This is a genomic window from Acidimicrobiales bacterium (genome assembly GCA_040219085.1).
GTDB lineage: Bacteria > Actinomycetota > Acidimicrobiia > Acidimicrobiales > JAVJTC01 > JAVJTC01.
In genome coordinates this window covers 163,611-184,808 of sequence record JAVJTC010000009.1, presented here as the reverse complement: position 1 = coordinate 184,808, position 21,198 = coordinate 163,611, and the positions used below count along the sequence as shown (strand labels likewise).

Here is a 21,198-nt window from a genome sequence, read left to right as displayed (position 1 = left end):
CGAGAAAGGACTTCAGACGTGCAACGTCTACGAATGAACCAGGCCATCGCCGCCGCGATGAGCGCCGAGATGGAAGCCGACGAGTCGGTCATCCTGATGGGAGAGGACGTCGCCGCCGCCGAAGGCGTCTTCAAGACCTCCGAGGGAATGCTGGAGCGTTTCGGAGCGACCCGCGTCCGCGACACGCCCATCTCGGAGATGGGATTCATGGGAGCCGGCGTCGGTGCCGCGATGCGGGGCGTCCGCCCGATCGTCGAGATCATGTTCGTCGAGTTCCTCGGCGTGGCGCTCGACCAACTCGTGACGACGGCCGCCAAGATGCGCTACATGTCCGGAGGGACACTCCACGTTCCGCTCACGGTCCGGGCCTCGATAGGGGCCGGTGCCGGATTCGGCTGCCAGCACTCCCAGACGTGTGAGACCTGGATGGCTGCCACGCCGGGGTTGAAGGTCGCCGTTGCATCGGGACCGCGCACGGCCTACGGCCTGGTGCGCGCCGCCATCCGCGACGACGACCCGGTCGTCGTCCTCGAACCGCGGGTTCTCTACGGCACGCGTGAACAGTTCGATCCGGCCGACACGGGTGTGACGCTCGGCTCCGTCGAGATGGTTCAGCCCGGCGAGGACGTCACGGTCGTCGGGTTGGGTACGACGGTGACGACCGTCCGTGAGGCCGTCGAGGGCGCGGACTGGTCCGCTGAGGTCATCGACCTGTTGACGCTGTATCCGTGGGACGCCACGGCCGTGCGGGCATCGGTGCGAAAGACCGGTCGTCTCGTGGTCGTCGAGGAGACGCCGCGGACCGGCGGCTGGGGGGCCGACATCGTCGCCGACGTCGCCACCCACTGCCACGGTGATCTCGTCGCACCACCGGTGCGGGTCACCGCCCCGGACGCACCCGTCCCGTACGGGAGCCACCTCGAGAAGGAGTACCTGCCCGACGCCGCGGCGGTCCGGGCGCAGATCGATTCGTTGGTCGCCACCGGTGAACCGGTGCCGGCATGGTGGGAGGTCACGGCATGAGCGAGATCACCGGAACGGCCGAGGCGACCCCGGCCGAGCGGAGGGAACTGCTGCGAGGTCGTGACCGGCTCCAGTGGCTGCGGCGGATGCTCGAGATCCGCGCCGTCGAGGAACGGACACTGCAGATGTTCCGGGACGGCCACGTCTCGGGCTCGACCCACACGTGTCAGGGCCAGGAGGCCGTCGCCATCGGCATCGCCGTGGCGGCACGTCCCGGTGACGGGGTCGCCTGCACCTATCGCGGCCACGGGCACGCGCTCGCGCTCGGCGCCACACCGCGTTCGGTGCTCGGCGAGATCGCCGGACGGGTCGTCGGCACGACGGGAGGCGTGGGCGGTTCCATGCACCTCAGTTCGCCCGACGTCGGCCTCCTGCCGACGTTCGCCATCATCGGCGGCGGCATCCCCGTCGCGGTGGGGGTCGGACTGGCAGCACAGATCCAGGGCACCGATGACGTGGGGATCGCCGTGTTCGGGGACGGGGCCGCCAACATCGGCGCCTTCCACGAGGGTCTGAACCTTGCAGGGGTGTGGAAGGTCCCCTGCGTGTTCGTGATCGAGAACAACCTCTACGGCGAGTACTCGCCCCAGCGCCTGACCACCCCGATCGACGACCTCGCGGAACGGGCGGCGTCCTACGCCATCCCGGGCGAGGTGGTCGACGGCCAGGACGTCGGTGCCGTCATCGATTCCATGGACCGTGCCCTCGAGCGGGCACGGTCGGGAGGCGGCCCGACGCTCCTCGAGATGAAGACCTACCGCTACGCCGGCCATTCCCGCTCCGATCAGGGTCTCTACCGGCCCGAGGGTGAGTTGGAGAGGTGGAAGCAGCGTGACCCGATCCGCCTGCTCGCCGACGCCCTCGTTTCCGACGGTGTCCTCGCCGACTCAGCTCTCGAGGAACTCGAGGCCGGGTACTCCGAAGCGATCGACCAGATCGCCGTGGAGGTACTCGACTCACCGATGCCCGAGCGCGGGGAGATCCTGGCGAATGTCTGGGCCTGAGTCGTTGTGACGGTCGTGGTCGACGCGACGGTCGAGATCGCCGACGCTGTCGCTCGCGATCTCGCGGGTGAGTCTCTCCGCGCCCCCGCGCGGCGGGCCGCGTTCGACGCCCTCACGTGCATGGTCGCGGGCGCCGCCCGGGCGCCGGATCGTTGGGCCGCCGTGGAGCCCGGGGCCATCGGACTCATCGGTACCGGCCGTCAAGGCGCCCTGCTCGACGCCATCGGATACAACGCGGCCACCTGCCATCTGCTGGATCGCGACGATCTGCACTGGTCTGCGGTGGTGCACGCGGGCGGGATCGTCTGGCCGGTCGCGTTCGGTGTCGGTGAAGCTGCGGGAGCGACCGTCGGCGAGGTCCTCGATGCAGGTTGTGTGGGCTACCAGGTTGCGGTGCGGATGTCGCGCCTCCTCGGTCCCGGACATCGGCGGTCTTTCCACGCCACCACCACGTGTGGAACGGTCGCGGCGGCCGCTGTGGCCGCCGCACTGTCGGACGGGCCTTCGGCGGACCTCGAAGGAGTCATGCGTGCCGCGTCGTCCATCATCGGTGGGACCCGTCAGGCGCTCGCCGAGCTGTCCGACACGGCCGTCGCCCATCGGGCCCATGCCGCCGTCGCCGGTGTCGTCGCCGCCCGCTTCAGTGGTTCGACTCCGGTCGGGCGCCCCTTGGACGGAGACGTCGGATTCGCGACTGCGACGGGGATCGAACTCGACACCGGGAGTCTCGCAGAGCCCGCCTCGCCCGCCATCGCCGAAACGACCGTGCGCAGCCACCCCGTTTCCGGCTTCACCCACACGATGGTCGACGCGCTCCTGTCACTGCCTCCCGCGGACCCCCGCGAAGTGCGATCGATGCGGGTCGAGGTACCCGAGGCCTTCCTCGGCGCCGACCATCGGGGCGTTCCTACCGGCGTCCGACATGCCAAGTGGCACTTCGCGACGGTCGCCGCGGTGACCGCGACCGGCGCCCTCGCGATCGAGGAGTTCCCGTGGCCTCTCGACGGTGACGTCCGTGACCTCGCGGAGCGGGTGCAGATCGTGGCGACCTCTCCGCCGGTCGGCTCGATCGGGGCCCGGGTCACGGTCGACATGATCGATGGCACCACGCGGATTGTGACCTGCGAGGTACCCCGGGGTCATCCCGATGACCCACTCACCGACGACGAACTCCTGAGACGCTCGGTCGAGTTGGTTGCGTGGCCCGACGAGGCCCGTGCCCGCGCGGTCTTCGACGGCCTCGAACACGTGGACGCGCCCGTCGCGGAGTTCCTCGCCGTCGCCGGCGGGACGGTCTCGTCGCCGTGACCGTCTCCGAGAACCCCGAGAAACATCAACGCCCTGTGCTGGAATCGTTGCCGAAAGGAATGAATGAGTGAACGATCTGACCGTCGAGTCGGTGGAGGTCATCCCGATCCGCGTCGAGTTGGCCCGCCTCTACCAGGGAAGCCACTACCAGATGCCCAACCGGTGCACGATCCTGACCCGGATCCGTACCCGAGGGGGGCTCGTCAGTGAGATCTACAACGCCGACGAGGATCTCCCCCAGGCCGAGATCCTCCAGATCATCCGGGAGGAGTTGACGCCGATCGTCACGGGCATGGACGCGATGGCGACCGAGAAGTGCTGGGACGCGATGAGCGTGATCCTCAAGGACCAGCTGCGGAACCGGTGGCACGCGGTGCAGGCCATCGCGTGTATCGACTCGGCGCTGTGGGACCTCGTCGGCAAGGCCGTCGGCGTCCCCCTCTACCGCCTGTGGGGCGGCTACCGGGACCGGCTCCCGATGATCGGAATCGGGGGCTACTACACGACCGACCCGGCGTCGATAGAGAAGGAGGTCGCCTTCTTCGTCGACGAGGGAATGGTCGGCATGAAGTTCAAGATCGGCAAGCTCACCCCGGCCGAGGACATCGTCCGCCTGCGACGCGCCGTCGACTCGGCGCCCGAGGGGTTCGAGTTCGTGGTGGACGCAAACCAGGCATGGACCGTCGCCGAGGCCGTCGAGTTCGTCCGCCGCGCCGAGGACTTCGTCCAACTCCGGTGGTTCGAGGAGCCGTGCCTGTGGCCCAACGACCACGAGGGACTCCGCGACGTCAGGGCCAAGGCCGGGGTGCCGACGGCCGCCGGTCAGATGGAGTTCACCCACGCCGGGATGCGCCGCCTGATGGAGGCCGCGGCGATCGACGTCTCCAACTACGACGCCTCGTGGGGCGGCGGGCCGACCGAGTGGCGTCGGGTTGCGGCGTTGGCGTACTCCTTCGGGGTGGAGATGGGCCATCACGAGGAGGCGCAGGTCGCCTCCCACCTGCTCGCGTCGATCCCCCACGGGACCTACGTCGAGGCCTTCGACCGTGAGCGTGACCCGATCTTCTGGGAGATGCTCGCCAATCGCCCGGCTCTCGAGGACGGCCAGTTCATCCTTCCTGACGGTCCCGGTTTCGGCTGGGAACTCGATCAGGACTTCATCGAGCACCATCGCGCGGACCGCTAGGTGTAGTGGGCTTCGATCATCACGACCCGGCGTTCGTCGCCGATCCGTACCCGTTCTATGAGCGGGCACGCCGTGAGGGCCCGGTCGTGCGGTCCGAGGCCTACGGGGGCTTCTGGCTCCTGACCCGTCACGGTGACGTTCGCGCAGCGCTGATCGACTGGCACACGTTCTCGTCGGCCCGCCCGAACGCCACGGCGATCCCCTCGACGCACGATCGCACGGAGCCGGATCTGCCGATCGAACTCGACCCGCCGGCCCATACGGCCTACCGGGCACTCGTCAGTCCCGTCTTCCGGCGTCGTCGGATCGAGGACCTCAGGCCGGTTCTCCGGCGCCACGCCACCGCACTCTGTGAGGAGATGTGTGCAAAAGGGAGCGTCGACCTCGTGACCGACTTCGCGCAGCCGATGTCGGTGGCCAGCCTCGCAGCGTTCATGGACCTGCCCGACGAGGACCGTGACCGTTGGGTCGCATGGGTGACGGCGATGTTCGACGTGACAGGCGATCGTGATGTCGTCGCGAGGGCCACCGGGGAGTACTACGCGTACATCGACGACCTCGTGGCGGAGCGGGCGGCATCACCCCGGGAGGACTTCATCACGATGCTGTTGGATTCCGAGATCGACGGCGTGCCACTCAGTCACGACGATGTCCGCTCGTTCTGTCGGATCCTTCTGATCGCCGGCCACGAGACCACCGCGAGTGCCATGGCGCAGACCCTCGCCCTCGTCGGTTCCCGGCCGGGTCTCCTCGACGAACTGCGCGGCCTGGAACCCGAGAGTTTCGACGTCGCTGTGGAGGAGTTCCTGCGGCTCGCTGCTCCGGTGCAGCTGCTCGCCCGTGACGCGACCCGTGATGTCGAGATGGCGGGCTGCCCGATCCCGGCGGGCGCGGCGGTGGCGATGGGGTACGGGTCCGCCAATCGGGACCCCGAGGTCTTCGAACAGCCCGACGAATGTCGCCTCGACCGTTCCCCGAACCCGCACCTGACGTTCGGCGCGGGACCTCACCTCTGCCTGGGTGCTCATCTGGCCCGACTCGAGCTCACCGTGATGCTCGAGGTGCTCGTGGCGAGCGTCGGCTCGCTGACCGTCGACCCGGGCGAGATCAGCTGGAAGCCCCGCGGTGACAACCGCAGTCCGGCGTCTGTTCCCGCGACGGTTTCGGTGCGGTGACCGACTCCTCGACGTGGCGGCCGTGCCGCCCGCCGCCGAACTCTCAGCGGGCCATGAATCCGCCGTCCACGGGCAAGACGATGCCGTGGACGTAGCGGGCGGCATCTGATGCGAGAAACACCGCGGGATCAGCCATGTCAGCGGGCTCGCCCCATCGACCTGACGGGATCCGGCCCAGGATCTCGGCGCTGCGAACCTCGTCCTCCCAGATGTGGCGGTTCAGTTCGGTGCGGATGTACCCCGGCGCGATCGCGTTGACGTTCACTCCGCGCCCCGCCCACTCGTTGGAGAGGGCCTTGGTGAGTTGGGCCACGCCACCCTTGCTGGCGGTGTAGGCGGGAACGTTCACTCCCCCGAAGAAGAAGTACATCGACGCGATGTTGATGATCTTTCCCGAGCCCCGCTCGACCATGTGGGTCCCGGCCAGGCGACACAGCGTGAAGACCGAGGTGAGATTGACCTCGAGAGTGCGGTCCCACGCCTCGAGGTCGTGGTCGATCGTGGGGCTGGCGACGGCTGTGCCGTGGCAGTTGACGAGGATGTCGAGGTGGCCGAGGCGGTGCAGCGTCTCCGTGAACATCTCGTCGAGGTCGGCGCGATCGGCCACGTCGCAGCTGATGGCGCTGGCCGACGCCCCGCTCGCGCTGATCTCAGCCGCTGCGCTGGCCGCAGCCTCGGAGCGACCGACGAGGACGAGTTCCGCACCGGCCCGGGCGAAGCCCTCGGCGATTCCCCGGCCGATGCCACCACCGCCTCCGGTGATGAGGGCTGTCTTTCCTTCAAGAACACCTTGGGACATCGGGTCTCCTTTCGAAGGCTCCGGCACTCGGAACCCATGTATTGCGCAACGTGCGTCGAGTGCCCTTCAACGAGGCGGCCACTCCGTCCAGCGGTCGCCAACTCGCCGAGCCGTCGCCGGAACGCCGAGGCGCTGTGCAATCTCCGCGGGCATCTCTCGACGCGGAGTCACACGGCGGTGATTCCTCCGTCGACATGACAGAAGGAGCCCGTCACATACGACGCCTCGTCAGATGCAAGGAACGCCACAGCTGCGGACACCTCCCAGGCAGTGCCCGGTCGACCGAGGGGTATGGTCGCCACGAGCGCGTCGCGAGCTTCGTCATCGTTCATTATGAACGCCGTCGATGCCGTATCGGTGAACCCGGGAACGACGCAGTTCACTCGTATTCCGAGTGGCGCGTAGTCCGCAGCGAGCACGCGCATCAGGCCGTGGACGCCGCCCTTGCTGGCGCTGTACGCGTCGAAGGTCGGCGAGACCCCGAGCATCCCTGTCGGGGACCCTGTGAGGATGACCGATCCGGAACCGTTCTCCACCATCACCGCGAGGGCGTGCTTGGCGAGGTGGAAGGCGCCGCTCAGATTCACGGCGATTGTCTTGTTCCAGACCTCGGATTCGAGTTGATGAGCCGGCGCATCCTGTCCGTTGAGGAAGACCGCTGCGTTGATGACAGCGATGTCGAGCCCCCCCCACTCCGACCGGACATGGTCCACCGCGAGCCTGACCGACTCCTCGTCGGTAACGTCCACCACAGACGTGTGAACGCGCACGGGCATCGCGCTGAGTTCACCGGCGAGGTCCTCCAAACCCGTCGCGTCGACGTCGATCCCGACGACATCGGCTCCGCACGTCGCCAGACGAACGGCAGCGGCTCGTCCGATCCCCGACGCTGCCCCGCTCACCATCGCTCGCTTGCCTGTCAGATCGATCACTTCCAGCTCCCTTGCATTGTTGAGTTCGGCTCTCTGGCCCAGGCGGTCACAACCGCTGAGCAACGCTGTGACGGGGCCTCGGTGGCTGCTGAGTCGGCTTCCACGACGCGCCCGCATTCGACTCGCCGCACGTCGGTCACCACGCAGTTGCCTTCCCGGTCGACGACATCATCGAGATCCCTGCTGATCTGCGGGTCGCTCCGCGTTCAGTCCTTCCTGGCCGCCCCCGTTCATGATGGCGAGGAGTTCCGGCTTGGAGGTGTCCTTTGACGCAACCGTGGCGACAACCACTCCGCGGCGGAAAACGGCGACGCGGTGCGACATGCCGAGAACTTCTGCAAGGTCGCTCGAGCGGAAGAGAACAGTGCCTCCCTGTTCGGCGAGGCTGGCAATGATCTGATGGATCTCATACTTTCCACCGACGTCGACGCCACGAGTCGGATCATCCAAGAGGAAGACCTCGGGTTCAGCCTCCAGCCACTTCGCGAGGACGACCTTCTGTTGATTCCCCCCCGAGAGCCCGGACACGGGCTGAACAACGGACTCGTACTTGACCATGAGAGACGAGGCTCGAGCATCAGCCGCCATGTTCGATCGACGACGGCTGATGAAGGTCGGGGTAGAGGAGGTGGCGCCGCGAGTCACATGCAAGATGTTCTCGGTCATCGATCGCTGGAGCATGAGCCCGTGCGTCTTGCGGTCTGCGGGGACCAGACTCACCCCGCGCCGCACAGCATCGCCGGGCGATCGAGGCGCCTTTCCACCGTCGTGCATCACGATCGCCCCGCTCTTCGTCCGGACCACCCCGAACAGGGTGGCGAGCAGGGTCGACACACCGGCACCGTCCAGTCCGACGAGGCCGATGATCTCGGAACGGCGGACTTCGAGGTCGACTCCGCGCACCGTCTCTCGCACGCGCAGACCAGCCAGGGTCAGCGCGGGCGGCGCGCCGTCCGGAGGAGCTGGCGGTAGAGGTGGAAAGTTCTGGCCCTGGGCCGAGCCGGTCATCGCGAGAACGACCTCTCCGAGGCTCAGGTCCGCAATCGAGGCCGTCAGTACGTTCTTTCCGGAGCGGACCACAGAGACCCGATCGCACAGATCGAACACCTCTTCGAGGCGATGCGACACGTAGAGGATCGCTGTGCCCCGCTCCCGCAGGTCCCGCAGGATCCCGAACAGGACGGCTGTCTCTTCTTCACTCAATGCTGAGTTCGGCTCATCCAGAATCAAGACTCTCGGATTCCGCAGGAGAACACGAGCGAGCTCGACCAGTTGCTGTTTGCCGAGTGGAAGAGTCGCGAGCCGGTCACGCAGATGATCAGTGAGCCCGAAGACCTCCGCTACGTCCCTGACGCTCTCGCGCATCGCCGCTGGCGAGATCAGACCGAAACGTGTCTTCTCCTGACCCACCATGAGATTCGCCAGGACGGACCGGTCCGGAAAGAGACTCAGCTCCTGGTGGACGATTCCAATACCGGCCGACTCCGCCATCCTGGTGTCCCTGATCTCGACCTCCACGCCATCGAGCGCGATGGAACCGGAGGTCAGCCGTTCGGCGCCGGCGAGGATCTTCATGAGAGTCGACTTGCCTGCACCGTTCTCACCCAATATGGCGTGAATCTCCCCGGCTACGACCTCGAGCGACAAGCCGCGCAAGGCCTGCACGCCGCCATAGCGCTTCTTCAGGTCCGTAGCGACCAGGACCGCAGCCGGGGAGTTCACGACAGTTCTACTTCTACTGGGCTTCGTTCTCGATCGGTTCGATCAGATCGCTCCAAGTCGGGATCACGTTGTCAACGAGAGTCTGGTAGAACTCCCGCGTCTGTTCAGGTGAGCCTGCCAGCTCTTGGACCTCGCTGAACGACAGGGACGGCAGACCGTAAGGCTCGATCGAACCGTCGATCGTGAGGACCTGCGTCCCGGCATCGACGAACCCCTGCTCGAGGGGAGTCCCATTGCGCAGGTTGTCGACGAGCATGAATACAGGCAGGTATCCCTGCATGAAGGGCGTCTGCCCAACGGACGCGAACGCTCGACCTGCTTCGATCTCTGCGAGGTTCTCTGCAGTCAGGTCGTAGCCCGCGCCGATGAACTCGGAATCCGGGTTGGCGGCCTTGAGCTGGCCGAGACTCGCGACATCGGGAGCACACAGCCCCACGAGCGCCTTCGCGTCGGGATTCGCTGCCAGTAGCGCCTCCCACGCCGCGTAGTTCTCCGTGACTTCGACCTTCACGTCGAAGGGTCCGAGCACCTCGAGTCCAGGTGCTGCCCGGAGCGCCTCCTCGACACCAGCTGCTCGATTCTCGAGGACTGGAAAGCCCGGGAAACAGTTTCCGATGATCGCGGTGCCAGTTGCCTCGGCACCGCCCAGCTCCTCGAGCACCAGACCGCCGAGAATGCGGCCCGATTCCACTGACCGCTCCCCGACGTAGGGCGCCTCGACCGAGGTGTCCAGAAGGTTGAAGGTGACCACGGGGGTCCCACCGTCGATGATCTCGTTGACGCCGAACGCGATCGACGACCCCGGGACCGACATGGCGAGACCGTCGGCGCCGGCCGCGACAAGGTTCTGCGCCGCGACCAGTTGAGCATCGGCATCGCCGCCCGCAGGCCCGGTCACCTCGAGGTTGACCCCCAGGTCGCTCGCGGCGGCTTCAGCGCCGTCGATGATCTGCTGGATGAACGGATTGCCGATCACGTGGGTGACGAACGCAATGGTGAGATCGTCAGACGGTTCGTCCGTGCCGTCTCCGTCACCCGCGCCGTTTCCGTCGTCAGCGCCGTCAGACGGTTCATCAGCGCCGTCCCCGTCACCCGCACCGTCAGACGGTTCGTCTGCACCGTCTGCGGCCCCACTGTCGTCGTCGTCATCTCCGCACGCCGCAGCGAACATTGCGAAGACGAGGAACAGCGCGACTATGCCCCGCCACCTCTTGGAACTGTTTCTGTTGGTCATGCACCTTCTACTTTCTCTTGGCGAGCGCTGGTCCCGGCTCTCCTCCTGAAGCGCCTGACCTCAGAATCCGTCTCGGTACTGGACGGCCGAGCGGGCTCGGCGTACTCGAAGGACCCGGTCGATGCCGACCGCCACCAGGATTACCGTTCCTGTGACGAACGCACTCCACGTCGCTTCGACGCCCAAAAAGATGATTCCGCTGTTGATAACAGCGATGATCAGGACGCCGAGCAGTGCGCCGACGACGGTTCCGGAGCCTCCGGACAGTGGTGTGCCACCGATGATCGTCGCCGCCACGACAATGAGGAGAAACTCACTTCCCGTGTTCGGGTCGACTGCGCCGCGGAAGCCGACGAACAGCGCAGCGGAGAACCCTGCAAGAGCACCCACCATCGCAGTGACCAGAACCGTTATCCGACGTATCGGTAGTCCAGCGAGCATGGCGGCCTCGGGGTTGCTGCCCACCGCCAGTACGCGGTAGCCGAACCGAGTGTGATGGAGGAGCACCTGTAGTGCCACCGCGGTGGTGACGAGCGCCATGAGCACGAACGGGATCTCCCCGAAGAGCTTGTAGCGGACGAGGTCGAAGTACGCACCCTCCCTCGTCTCAGGGGAGGGGACCACCGCAGCTGAGTCGTTGACGACGAGCGACAAGCCCTGGAACACCGAGAATGTTCCGAGGGTCACGATGAGGACAGGTACGCCCATCAGAACCGACAGCATCCCGTTTGCGGCTCCGAGCACAGCGCCGAAGAGGATCGACGCAAGCGCGGCAACGAAGGGATTCAGGCCCGAGACGATCAGTTGAGCGCAGACGACAGCGGAGAAGTTGAATGCCCAGCCAACCGAAAGGTCGATCTCCCGTATCGCAAGTAGGAAGACCATCCCCAACGCGAGCATGCCCCAGAACGCGCTACTGGTGGCGAGGTTGATGAGGTTGTCGGACCTGATGAAGAGCGGCCGCCGCCAGCCGATGAACGCGGTGAGGGCAACCAGCGCCACTGCTACGCCGATCTCCTCAGGGAGCCGACTTGCCAGACGGCGCATCGACTCGACGCGAGCGAGCGGCACCGGCCGGCGAGTGGAGCCCCCGCTTTCGCCGAAGTCGGTCACCGGCAGTTCAACCTCTTCAGGTGTTCGGGATTGATTCCGGCAACGTTACCATTCACGACCTGGTAGTCAAGGAAGACGTGCGGCGGTCAGAAACCGTCCCTCGCCGCGCGAGGCGCCGGTGGTCGACCGCGCAACCCTGCTGGTGACATCGATCACGCGAGTGCGCCCCGGAACAGTGGCCTGCCTTCGACGCCGGCGTCGATGCGCGTGAGGCGGCCGCCCATGAAGGCTCCGGGCGGGATGTGGTCTATGTCACCGAAGTCCGTGATGTAGAGGTCGGTTCCCTTGAAAACGCAGTTGAGCGGGACTCCCCCGCACGCGACCTGCTTCAGCAGCGTGCCATCGGGTGCAAGCACATCGATGACGGCTCCCATGAAGGTCGTCACCCAGAGGTTGCCGTTCACGTCGATCTTCAGGCCGTCGGGAACGTGCCCTTCGGGCAGACGGCACAGCAGTTCGGATGGCTCGCCCGGTCGCTTCCGGTAGACACCACTCTCATAGGACTCGACCCAGATGATCGAACCGTCCGGCTCCGCTGTGATGCCGTTCGGATACGCCTCCGGGATTTCCTCGAGAAGCTCACCCTCCCCGTCGGGCGCGACCGCGAAGACACGACCGATCCCGCGGTCTTCGGGCGTGTAGTCAGGGGGATCGGTGAAGTACAGACGGCCGTCGGGCCCCCAGGTGAGATCGTTCGGGGCCTGCAGCGGGATACCGGCGACCTCGCTGACGACGATCTCGCACCGCCCGTCGGGCCAGCCGCGTTGAATCGAGGGAACAGACATCACGTCCGCCTTCCACTCGCCGACGGTCCCGCCGTTCTGGGTGATGTAGACAGCGCCGTCGGACCCGAGCATGCACGCGTTCGGGCCTCCGTCGCAGATCACGTAGTCCTCGACACCGGTGTCCTCGCCCCAGACCAGGATCTTCCCGGTATAGGTCTCGACCATGACGATCCGACCGTCGGGCAGCACGTCGGGACCCTCCGGATGTCCGATCCCTGTTGCGAGTGTGGTGACCGTCGTGTCCATCTGAGCACCCCCATGCTCCGGCAACGTTGCAGGTAACGATACCAACGCCAACAGAACGGCGCAGGAGAAGCGCGGTTTGATGCCCTAGGTCGACGAGGGAGGGTTGGCCGACGAACCTCGGGGGACGTAGTCGGTCGGGAGCACGACCTGGCGTGCTCCTTCTCCACCGACGACCATCTCCAGAAGGAGTTCGCCGGCCATCCGGCCGATGAGGGCCGCGTCACGCCGCACGACACTGATGGGCGGATCGACGAAGCTCATGAAGTCGATCTCGTCGCATGACACGAGCGAGTAGTCGCGTCCGAGGGCCAGGCCCAGCTCCCGACACGCTGCGAGAACCCCGGCCGTGCCCTGAACCCCGGCGGAGACGACCGCTGTGGGGCGATCACGTTGCGCCATGAGCCCCAGTGTCTCGGCATGACCGAACTCCCGGGCGTAGGACCCGAGCCGGACGAGATGATCGTCTTCTTCCAGCCCCCGCTTCCGGAACGCCTCCTGGTAGCCGGCCAGGCGCTCACGGGTCGCACGGATGTCGCGGGGGCCACTGATGAACGCGACGCGGCGGTGACCCAGCTCGAGTAGGTGGTCCGTCGCCGCGAGAACGCCGGACCGGTGGTCACAGAAGACCGCGCCGGCGTCGGCGTGGGGGATGTCGCGATCGATGAGGACGATGGGGATCTCCAGTTCCTCCACGGTCCTGCGCAGGTCCTCGCGGGACTCGGACTGCAGGGACAGCAACATCCCGTCGACACGGCGCTGGTCGAGAATCCGCACGTTGCGGACGTCGAGATCGGGATCGCCCTCGGAGTTGGCCAGGATCAGAGCGTGCCCGGCATCACGCAGGGTCGTCTCGGCCCCCTTCACGATGTCGGCGAAGATCGGGTTCGACAGGTCGCGCAGGACGAAGCCGATGGTGCGGGTGAAACCTCCGCGCAGGCTCTGGGCGAGGAAGTCGGGCTGATAGCCGAGTTCCCGGGCGGCCTCCATGACCCGATCACGCATGGCGTCGCTGACGTCGGGATGGTCGTTGAGAACGCGCGAAACCGTCGAAGGGGAGACGTCGAGATGACTCGCGACGTCCTTGATGTTCACACTCGGTCCCGAGCGCCTACGACTTCTCATCGTCCCTCCGATCGGCGACCTGCGGCGTCAGGTGATGTCGCCGGCGCGGAATCTCGGCCACGTGGCGGCAGGTGACCCTACCCGTGACGCGATCGGGCCCCGTCGACCCGGAGTTGGACCCCGGAGCTCCCGTTCTGGTTGTCACCACGATGGTAACATTGCCGGAATCGTTGCCGAAAGCCCCTCGCCATGATCTCCGTTCGTGGGAGGCGAGGGCAGGGGGTGCACAGAAATGGCTGGAGAGTTCTCGGACCGGGTCGCCGTGGTCACCGGCGGGGCGAGGGGGATCGGGGACGCCGTCGTTCGGGCGTTGTCCGAACAGGGCGCCCGCGTCGTCTCGATCGACCTGATCGCGCCGGACGAAGGTCGCGAAGGCGTGCGCTACCTGTCCGGCGACGTCGCCGACCGGGGCGCCATGGACGCCGTGTTCGCTGACATCGGCGCCGTCGAGGGCACCGTCGACATCCTCGTCAACAACGCCGGCCTGCAGGCGGTCGGACGCACCCGCGACTTCGACCCGGCAACCTGGCAGAAGGTGCTCGACGTCCATCTCGGAGGAACGTTCAACTGCAGCGCCCTCGCACTCGGATTCATGGAAGACCAGGGGCGGGGTGCGATCGTCTCCATCTCATCAGCAGCTGCGATCGTCGGCGTGCCGGGACGCGGCCCCTACACCGCGGCCAAGGGTGCCATCAGCGCCTTCACGCGGGAGCTCGCCGTCGAGGTCGCCGAGCAGGGGATCCGGGTGAACGCCGTGGCGCCCGGATCCACACTGACGAAGCTCGTCCAGCAGGGCTTCGACGACGGGTCGACGAGCGTGGAGTGGATCACCGACGAGATCCCGATGCGCCGGCTGGCCGACGTCGATGAGATCGCCCGAGTCGTACGTTTCCTGGCCGGTGACGAGGCGTCCTACATCACCGGCCAGACGATCGTCGTCGACGGTGGTTGGACCGTCCAGGGAATGCGCCACCGACCTGACTGGCTCTGAACCGAGTCGCGGTGGTCGCGCCGGGCGCCAGTCCGGCGCGCGGGGTTCCTAGCCGTTCGGACGCAGGACGGACCGCAACACCCGGCCCGCCGTCAGATCGGCCAGGGCGTCGTTGGCCTCGTCGAGTGGCCTCTGTACCGAGGTCAGGTGGTCGCTGCGCAACAGGCCCCGACGATGGAGGTCGAGTACCTCGCGGATGTCATCGGGCACGAACCCCCGCGACCCGTGGATGGACGCCTCGCGCCAGATGAGGTCGACCGACCGGGTGGCGAAGGTGTCGGTGCTGGCACCGATCAGCAGAACCTTGCCGCCGATCCCCACCGTCGCCACGGCCTGCTCGTCGACCGTCGCCGAACCCACCGTCTGGACCACGAACTCGGGCCCGCGCGGCCCGCAGACGGAGCGCACGGCTTCCACGACGTTCTCGTCGGCGCGGATCGTCTCGCTCGCCCCGAGTTCCCAGGCCAACTCCAACTTCTCCTCGGAGCGACTCACCGCGATCACGTGACATCCGAGGTGTGCGGCGATCTGCACGGCGTTGGAGCCGATTCCACCCACGCCGAACACCACGACCGTGGCGCCGGCCTCCACGCGACCGACCCTCACCAGCGCGTGGTACGGCGTGGCGACCGCGTCGGTCAGAACGGCCACGGCAGCGAGATCGTCACCGGGTTGGACCGGAATGGCGTTGCGCGCCGGGATGAGGACCTCGGTGGCGAATGCTCCATCGAACTCGACGCCCATCCGACGCACGGACAGGCACATGTTCACCCGTCCCATCTCACACATCTCACATGTCCCGCAGTGCTCGATGTAGTAGATCGCGACCGGGTCCCCGGTAGCGAGGTTCTCGACGTCGGGACCGACCCGCGCGATCGTTCCCGCTGCTTCGTGCCCCGGGACGATGGGCATGGTGGAGTCGAACCCGCCCTTCTGCAGGAAGGTGTCGCTGCCGCAGACGCCACATGCGACCACGTCGACGACGACCTGACCCGGCCCCGGTTCGACGGGGTCCCGCTCCACGAACTCCAGCGGTGCCCCATAGCGGTTGAGTACTGCGGCTCTCATCGTGACCTCAGCCGGTGCCGGGCAGGCCCAGGGCGCCGGCGTCGGGTAGATCCCCCGCGTCGAAGTTCGACGAACCGAACTTGTCGGGCTTGGTCCGACCGACCCGTACGTAGACCTCCTCGGGCACCGTCGTGGGATCCTTGTACATCGTCCACTGGCACTTCTGTCGCACGGCGGGGTCCCTGTCGGTGTCGGGGTACACGGGCGGGTCGATGACCCGCACCGGGTAGCCGAAACGGTCGATCGGGATCTCCTCCATCAACACGATGCAGTGCGCGCAGTACAGGCACACGCCCTTCGTGTAGTGGTTCCAGGAGGCCTCCTCCTTGGAGACCCCCCAGTTGTAGGGCGCCTCCATGCGGGCGGGCGTGTTCTCGATCCAGTCGCCACGGATGGTGCGGCCGCCGGATCCACACGGGTCGAAGCGCACCACGAAGCGGTCGTCCTCCTCGATCAGTTCGAAGTCGCCGGTGCGTTCCGGTCCGACCAGATGGCCCCGCATGGCCTCGCACGCCACGAGCATCAACGTCTCGAGGCCCTCGTCCCACGGGTGCTGATCGATGTCGAACTTTCCGTAGCGCCACGCGAACAGCGGAATGAGAACCCGCTGGTACATGTCCGCGATCCCCTGACCCCCGTAGTGCTCCTGGATGGCCGACATGAGCCCGTAGGTGTGGTCGACGTCGCGGTCGTGGGTCTGGCGCCACGTCTCCTTCATCGTCGCGAGCGCCTCGAGGCCCTCGTCGCGCTGCTGGCGGTAGATCGCTGCGAGGAGGTCGCGCTGGCGGGCCCTGTAGTCGTCCCAGTGACGGTGGGCGTTCCACGCCCGTCCGTCGGGGAGGGTCAGCTTGGACTGCACGTCCGCATCGATCGCAGCCACCTCGTCGGCCGGTGTTCCGCTGTCGCGCAGGAAGCCCCGCAGATCGTTGATCCACTGCCGGTAGAGGCTGAAGCAGACCTGCGCCTCGTCGGTGAAGTAGTCGGCGAGGTCCGCGGCGAAGTCCCAGTCGCCGTTCTCGATGGCCTCGGCGATCTTGCGGTATGTCGAGATCTTCTGGTCTTCCCATGAGCCGAGGCGGACCCTTCGCCCGAGGACCTCGGAGAATTCGATCGTCGTCTCTGCGTTCGATGTGTTCACTTATCCTCCAGGAAACGTTTCCAACCAGAATGCCGCTGGTCAGCGCGAAGCGCAAGCGCTCGCACAGCCAGATCCATTCGCGTTGACAGGAAAGGACGTGACACCTACCGTGATCGCATAGTGCTGGGAACGATTCCAGGTTGGTGTCGGTATGTCGAAGGTAACGCCCGAGGACTTGTACTCCGAGAGCTTCAACGCGGATCCGTTCCCACCGTGGGAGCGCCTGCGACACGAACAGCCGCTCTTCCGTGACACCGTGGCCGAGTGCTGGTTACTGACACGCTACGACGATGTGGCTGCGGTGCTGCAGGACCACGAGACCTACTCCACGAGACCGTACGAGCGCATGTTCACGCAGGTGATCGGGCCGACGATGGTCCAGATGGACGGCGAGGACCACGACGTGCGTCGCAAGATCATTGCGCCGGCGCTCATGGGGCGCCAACTGGACGAGAACTACGTTCCACTGATCGAGGAAGTGGTCGGAGGCCTTTTCGACGGTCTCCCACGCGAGGGCTCGGTGGATCTCGTCGCCAATGTCACCTGGCCGCTCCCGGTCAAGGTCATCGCTACGATCCTGGGGCTGGAAGAGGAACTTCATCCCTACCTCGGCGACCTGGCATCCGTGGTCGTCGAGGCCCTGGCGGGGGAGGAGCCGGCGCTCTCGAAGGGTGTCGCCGCTCACACCGAGTTCTCCCAGCGCATCGACGAGCTCATCACCGAGCGGGAAGCCGTTCGCGAGAAGGACCTCATCAGTGCAATCGCTCATGGAAGGACTGAAGACGGCGAACGGCTGTCGAGACAGGAGATTGCGTCGTTCATCAGCCTCCTGCTCGTCGCCGGTGGCGAGACGACGGACAGGGCCATCGCCAACTTCTGGTGGGTTCTGCTCCAGCATCCGCCGGTCTGGGAGTCGCTGCGTGACGATCCGTCCCGGCTCGATGCTGCGTTCACCGAGTTCATGCGGCGCGACGGCGTGGTTGTGTACGAGGATCGTGAGGTGACCACGGACGTCGAGTGGCATGGCCAACTGATCCGTGAAGGCGAGATCGTCCGTGTCGGACTGATGTCGGCCAACAACGACGAGACGGTCTTCGAAGACCCACGTCTCTTCGATCTCGCCCGTTCCGACCTGAACCTCGAGGGTGAGCGCCGTGCCGGTGGACGAACGGGTGGCCGGGCGCATCACCTCGGGTTCGGTCTGGGCAAGCACTTCTGCATCGGGTACCGACTCGCCCGGGCGGAGGTCGTGATCGCAACCCGCGAGCTGCTCGACCGAATGCCGCGTGTCCGGGTGCCCGAGGACACAGCCCCGTCCCTCAGGGTCGACTGGTTTCATCGGCACCTCGATCGCCTGGTGGTCGAACGTGCATAGCCATTGCCGATCGGCATGCAACGGCCGAAATGCCGGTCGGCGGCCCGGACCTACCGGCGTTCCCCGGTGAGGGGCAGCGCGAGTCCCGCCCGGCCCGTCAACGCCCGAGTCGCGGTCGTCCTCCCGTACTGGGACTTCTGGGAGGCCAGCGTCGGTCCCGAGTTCCGGGCCGAACGCGAACGGCTGCTCGAGCGGGTCGTCGATCGCGTCGGTGCTGTGGGTGTCGACGTCGTCTGGAGCGGGATGGTGGCAGGCCCCGACGAGGCCTCGGCGGCGGCGGATGAGGTTGTCGGGGTGGACCCCGAGGCCATTCTCGTGGCCGTGTCGATGGCCGTTCCGCCGACCCACTCGACCGAACTCCTCGACCGTGTCGACGTCCCTGTGGTCGTGTGGGCGGTACAGAACGCCGAGACCGTCGACGACGACTTCGACGCAGGGTCGATCACGAGCCTCGGATCGACGGTCGGGACGCCGATGCTGACGAGCGTCCTGCGTCGTCGTGGCCGCCACCACGATCTCCATGTCTCGTCGCTGTCGGACCCGGCCGGAGCGGGCGCCGTCGCCGAATTCCTCGCCGGGGCGGCCACCGCGACCCGCCTCGCCCGGGCGCGACTGGCCCGGGTCGGATCTCCGATGGCCGGCTACGACTGCGTGGACGCACCGGATGCGGATCTCGAGGCGTCACTCGGATTGACCGTCGTGTCCGTCGCCCCGGTGGAGATCCGCCGCCGCTACGAGGCCGTGACCGACGTCGAGACGCAGGAACGTCTCGCCGCGGTCCGAACCGGCTTCCGTGTCGAGGAGGGCGACGACGACGGCCTCGAGCGGTCGGTCCGCCTCGCCGCAGCGATGTCCTCGCTCGACGACGATGAACACATCGCACTCGGGGCGATGAACTGTCACGTGCCCGAGATCCGCTTCGGCGACGAACCAGGTATCACCCCGTGTTTCGGCCTCGGCTCGGAGACGTCGAGAGGCATCCCGTGGACCTGCACCGGTGATGTCCTCACCGCGATCGCGATGTTCGTCGCCCGATCGCTCGGCGGCGCCGCCCTGTACCACGAGATCGAGGCGATCGATTTCGAGACCGACGAGGTCGCGCTGGCGAACTCCGGTGAGCACGATCTCGGCTGGTGTCCCGCCGGGGTGACTCCCTCGCTCGGCCCCAATGCCTGGTACTCGCGTGACCCCCGGACCGGCGTGTGCGTCCGATTCGAACTGCCCACGGGGCCGGCGTCACTGGTCGGGTTCGTCGTCGCCCCCGATGACCCCGGTGGCCTACGACTCGTGGTGGCGGAGGGCGAGATCACCGGCCGCGAGCTGCCCCGGAGCCCGACCGTCGGGGGACTCTTCCGCTTCGCGTCGGCGCCGGCCACCGACGCGTGGCGCCGGTGGGCCTCGGCCGGCGTCAACCACCACAGCGCCGCCGCTCCGGGCCACCTCGCACGTGCCGTCGCCGCGACCGCCGGGCATCTGGGGATCGGCTTCGTCGAGGTCTGAGGGGTGCCTGGCGCCGCTACGGCCGCGACCCGCCGTCAGGCCGTGCGGAGCTCGATGCCGAGTAGGCGGGTGACCGTCTCGAGTTCGGGTCGTCGATGGCCGGGAAGAACGGCCGCATGGTGCGTCGCGCCGGCCTCACACCAGCGCGTGTAGGCATCCTCCACCGGTCCGGATGCAAATCGGAACATCCCGTTGGGGCCCTCCATCGTCGGGTGGCGGGAGTCGAGAACCTCGCCCTCGGCGGCGACGAGGACCCACCCGCCGGGGGTGGGGGCGGGGGAGAGGCTGGTGAGGGTCGCCGGCCCCCGGGCGAGTTCGAAGACGGAGGCGACACCGGCACCGTGCTCGCCGGCGTAGTGGTCCTCTGGAAGGTGCGTGACGCCGGTTCGTGGTTCGCGGCTGGCGAAGTCCCCCTCGCCGCCGTTGGCGACCATGATCCAGTTTCCCTTGAGATCGGCCTGGTAGAGCTCGCAGTAGAGCGCGGAGCCCGTCAACGCCTTGCCGAGGACGAGGACGATGGCCGTCGGGATGTCCCCGGTGCAGGCAAAGGGGCGCCCCGCCTCGGAGAGGCGCGAGACGCCGAGGCAGGCGGTGATGCCCACCTCGGGGTTGCGGCGGAACAGCGGCCCGTGGCAGTTGACCGCGCCCCCGCATGCGTCGTGGCCGTCGACGAGACGCTCGAGCGTCACGGCGAGACGGCTCGACCTCTCCAGCGTCTCGTCGGAGACCGCCGAAGCGTCGCCCCGGCGACGGACGTCATCGGCGGTGGCCTCCACCTCGTCGTCGCCGACGGACGCGAACTCCGAGTTGAGCGCGTCGATCGACACGGGGACGGTCCGGACCCCGAGGGCCTCGAGCTCGGCGTGGGAGGCCATCACGTCGTCGTAGCCCCCGATGGGGTCGCCGATGCACAGGAGGGGACGACGTCGGATCGCGGCCACGGCTGCGGACGACCGCAGCGCGGTGTCGAGTTCCTGTCGGAATCCGTCATCGTCGAGCGCACCGACGACGGAGGTGAAGGGCCGTCCGTGGCGGACCAGGACGTTCGTCAACATCACCAGGCCGACCGGGAGACTCCGGGCGGTAGCGGTCTCGGTGTCGTAGTCGTCGGGGACCGTCGCGGACTCCTGGGCACCGACCGCGATCACCGGTACGTCTACGGCCGCGATGGTGGTCCATGCCCAGCCGGGCGGCGCCGCCATGGTCGGAGCGAACACGATGACGTCCACACGTTCCCGGGCAAAAAGTTCTCCGGCGGCGGACGCACTCTCCGCATCGTCGACCAGACCGGGGTCGACGACGTCGCCGTGCGCTGCGAGCAGGTCGTGCATCGTGGAGCGGTAGGCGTCTCGGGTCGACCGGAACCCACCGGGCATGGCCTCGTCGAACAGCCCGAAGTAGACGGGAAGGTGACCGATTCTGAGATTTCTCACGGGCGCAGGACTCTCGCGGGTAGACGACTGGAATCGATTCTGGC

18 protein-coding genes are annotated in these 21,198 nt (G+C 67.1%); 8 read left to right on the top strand and 10 right to left on the bottom strand.

Annotation, left to right across the window (positions count from 1 at the left end; translation table 11 throughout):
* Window positions 1-18 precede the first annotated feature (18 nt).
* The 5 genes from RIE08_04580 (at window position 19) to RIE08_04560 (ending at window position 5,696) form a co-directional block, all read left to right on the top strand.
* On the top strand, window positions 19-1,023 hold the full coding sequence (locus RIE08_04580; protein ID MEQ8716866.1) for a transketolase C-terminal domain-containing protein: 1,005 nt from the start codon (window positions 19-21) through the stop codon (window positions 1,021-1,023).
* Window positions 1,020-2,027 carry a thiamine pyrophosphate-dependent dehydrogenase E1 component subunit alpha gene (locus RIE08_04575; GenBank protein MEQ8716865.1) on the top strand — a complete coding sequence of 336 codons (1,008 nt, stop codon included), beginning with the start codon at window positions 1,020-1,022 and terminating at the stop codon, window positions 2,025-2,027. The genes RIE08_04580 and RIE08_04575 overlap by 4 nt, the downstream gene beginning before the upstream one ends.
* A gap of 6 nt (window positions 2,028-2,033) precedes the next feature.
* Window positions 2,034-3,335 carry an MmgE/PrpD family protein gene (locus tag RIE08_04570; GenBank protein MEQ8716864.1) on the top strand — a complete coding sequence of 434 codons (1,302 nt, stop codon included), beginning with the start codon at window positions 2,034-2,036 and terminating at the stop codon, window positions 3,333-3,335.
* 67 nt (window positions 3,336-3,402) lie between these two features.
* Complete coding sequence (locus RIE08_04565) at window positions 3,403-4,521, top strand: mandelate racemase/muconate lactonizing enzyme family protein (protein MEQ8716863.1); 1,119 nt, start codon at window positions 3,403-3,405, stop codon at window positions 4,519-4,521.
* A gap of 5 nt (window positions 4,522-4,526) precedes the next feature.
* A complete protein-coding gene (locus tag RIE08_04560; protein MEQ8716862.1) occupies window positions 4,527-5,696 on the top strand; it encodes a cytochrome P450 in 1,170 nt (389 codons plus the stop codon).
* A 43-nt stretch (window positions 5,697-5,739) separates the two neighbouring features.
* On the opposite strand, the gene RIE08_04555 is transcribed toward RIE08_04560, so the two are convergent.
* The 7 genes from RIE08_04555 to RIE08_04525 form a co-directional block, all read right to left on the bottom strand.
* Window positions 5,740-6,495 (bottom strand): glucose 1-dehydrogenase, encoded by a 756-nt coding sequence (locus RIE08_04555; protein MEQ8716861.1) that lies wholly within the window; start codon window positions 6,493-6,495, stop codon window positions 5,740-5,742.
* Between the two features lie 167 nt (window positions 6,496-6,662).
* Window positions 6,663-7,427, bottom strand: coding sequence for an SDR family NAD(P)-dependent oxidoreductase (locus RIE08_04550; GenBank protein ID MEQ8716860.1), 765 nt, complete (start codon window positions 7,425-7,427; stop codon window positions 6,663-6,665).
* Window positions 7,428-7,595: 168 nt separating this feature from the next.
* Window positions 7,596-9,149 carry a sugar ABC transporter ATP-binding protein gene (locus tag RIE08_04545; protein MEQ8716859.1) on the bottom strand — a complete coding sequence of 518 codons (1,554 nt, stop codon included), beginning with the start codon at window positions 9,147-9,149 and terminating at the stop codon, window positions 7,596-7,598.
* A 13-nt stretch (window positions 9,150-9,162) separates the two neighbouring features.
* The gene (locus tag RIE08_04540; GenBank protein ID MEQ8716858.1) at window positions 9,163-10,383 is read right to left on the bottom strand and encodes a substrate-binding domain-containing protein; all 1,221 of its coding nucleotides are present in this window, start codon (window positions 10,381-10,383) and stop codon (window positions 9,163-9,165) included.
* A 60-nt stretch (window positions 10,384-10,443) separates the two neighbouring features.
* On the bottom strand, window positions 10,444-11,496 hold the full coding sequence (locus tag RIE08_04535; protein MEQ8716857.1) for an ABC transporter permease: 1,053 nt from the start codon (window positions 11,494-11,496) through the stop codon (window positions 10,444-10,446).
* Between the two features lie 152 nt (window positions 11,497-11,648).
* Window positions 11,649-12,527: an SMP-30/gluconolactonase/LRE family protein gene (locus tag RIE08_04530; GenBank protein ID MEQ8716856.1), complete on the bottom strand. Its 879-nt coding sequence runs from the start codon at window positions 12,525-12,527 to the stop codon at window positions 11,649-11,651.
* Between the two features lie 84 nt (window positions 12,528-12,611).
* Window positions 12,612-13,619, bottom strand: a complete 1,008-nt coding sequence (locus tag RIE08_04525) for a LacI family DNA-binding transcriptional regulator (protein ID MEQ8716855.1) — start codon at window positions 13,617-13,619, stop codon at window positions 12,612-12,614.
* 262 nt (window positions 13,620-13,881) lie between these two features.
* Here RIE08_04525 and RIE08_04520 point away from each other — a divergent pair, with 262 nt between their 5' ends.
* Window positions 13,882-14,640 carry an SDR family NAD(P)-dependent oxidoreductase gene (locus RIE08_04520; GenBank protein ID MEQ8716854.1) on the top strand — a complete coding sequence of 253 codons (759 nt, stop codon included), beginning with the start codon at window positions 13,882-13,884 and terminating at the stop codon, window positions 14,638-14,640.
* Window positions 14,641-14,688: 48 nt separating this feature from the next.
* Here the strand turns inward: RIE08_04520 and RIE08_04515 are convergent, their stop codons facing one another.
* Window positions 14,689-15,708, bottom strand: a complete 1,020-nt coding sequence (locus RIE08_04515; protein ID MEQ8716853.1) for an alcohol dehydrogenase catalytic domain-containing protein — start codon at window positions 15,706-15,708, stop codon at window positions 14,689-14,691.
* Between the two features lie 7 nt (window positions 15,709-15,715).
* Entirely contained in the window at window positions 15,716-16,846 is a 1,131-nt protein-coding gene (locus RIE08_04510) for a hypothetical protein (protein ID MEQ8716852.1), read from the bottom strand.
* Window positions 16,847-16,997: 151 nt separating this feature from the next.
* Between RIE08_04510 and RIE08_04505 the strand changes: the two genes are divergently transcribed.
* Complete coding sequence (locus tag RIE08_04505) at window positions 16,998-18,221, top strand: cytochrome P450 (GenBank protein ID MEQ8716851.1); 1,224 nt, start codon at window positions 16,998-17,000, stop codon at window positions 18,219-18,221.
* Between the two features lie 66 nt (window positions 18,222-18,287).
* Window positions 18,288-19,721: a hypothetical protein gene (locus RIE08_04500; protein MEQ8716850.1), complete on the top strand. Its 1,434-nt coding sequence runs from the start codon at window positions 18,288-18,290 to the stop codon at window positions 19,719-19,721.
* A gap of 35 nt (window positions 19,722-19,756) precedes the next feature.
* Here the strand turns inward: RIE08_04500 and RIE08_04495 are convergent, their stop codons facing one another.
* On the bottom strand, window positions 19,757-21,154 hold the full coding sequence (locus RIE08_04495; protein ID MEQ8716849.1) for a hypothetical protein: 1,398 nt from the start codon (window positions 21,152-21,154) through the stop codon (window positions 19,757-19,759).
* Window positions 21,155-21,198 lie beyond the last annotated feature (44 nt).

Coding starts and splice junctions, on each gene's coding strand:
- RIE08_04575 (MEQ8716865.1), top strand. CDS start 1,020: ATGAGCGAGATCACCGGAACGGCCGAGGCGACCCCGGCCGAGCGGAGG.
- RIE08_04530 (MEQ8716856.1), bottom strand. CDS start 12,527: ATGGACACGACGGTCACCACACTCGCAACAGGGATCGGACATCCGGAG.
- RIE08_04520 (MEQ8716854.1), top strand. CDS start 13,882: ATGGCTGGAGAGTTCTCGGACCGGGTCGCCGTGGTCACCGGCGGGGCG.
- RIE08_04515 (MEQ8716853.1), bottom strand. CDS start 15,708: ATGAGAGCCGCAGTACTCAACCGCTATGGGGCACCGCTGGAGTTCGTG.
- RIE08_04505 (MEQ8716851.1), top strand. CDS start 16,998: ATGTCGAAGGTAACGCCCGAGGACTTGTACTCCGAGAGCTTCAACGCG.
- RIE08_04540 (MEQ8716858.1), bottom strand. CDS start 10,383: ATGACCAACAGAAACAGTTCCAAGAGGTGGCGGGGCATAGTCGCGCTG.
- RIE08_04555 (MEQ8716861.1), bottom strand. CDS start 6,495: ATGTCCCAAGGTGTTCTTGAAGGAAAGACAGCCCTCATCACCGGAGGC.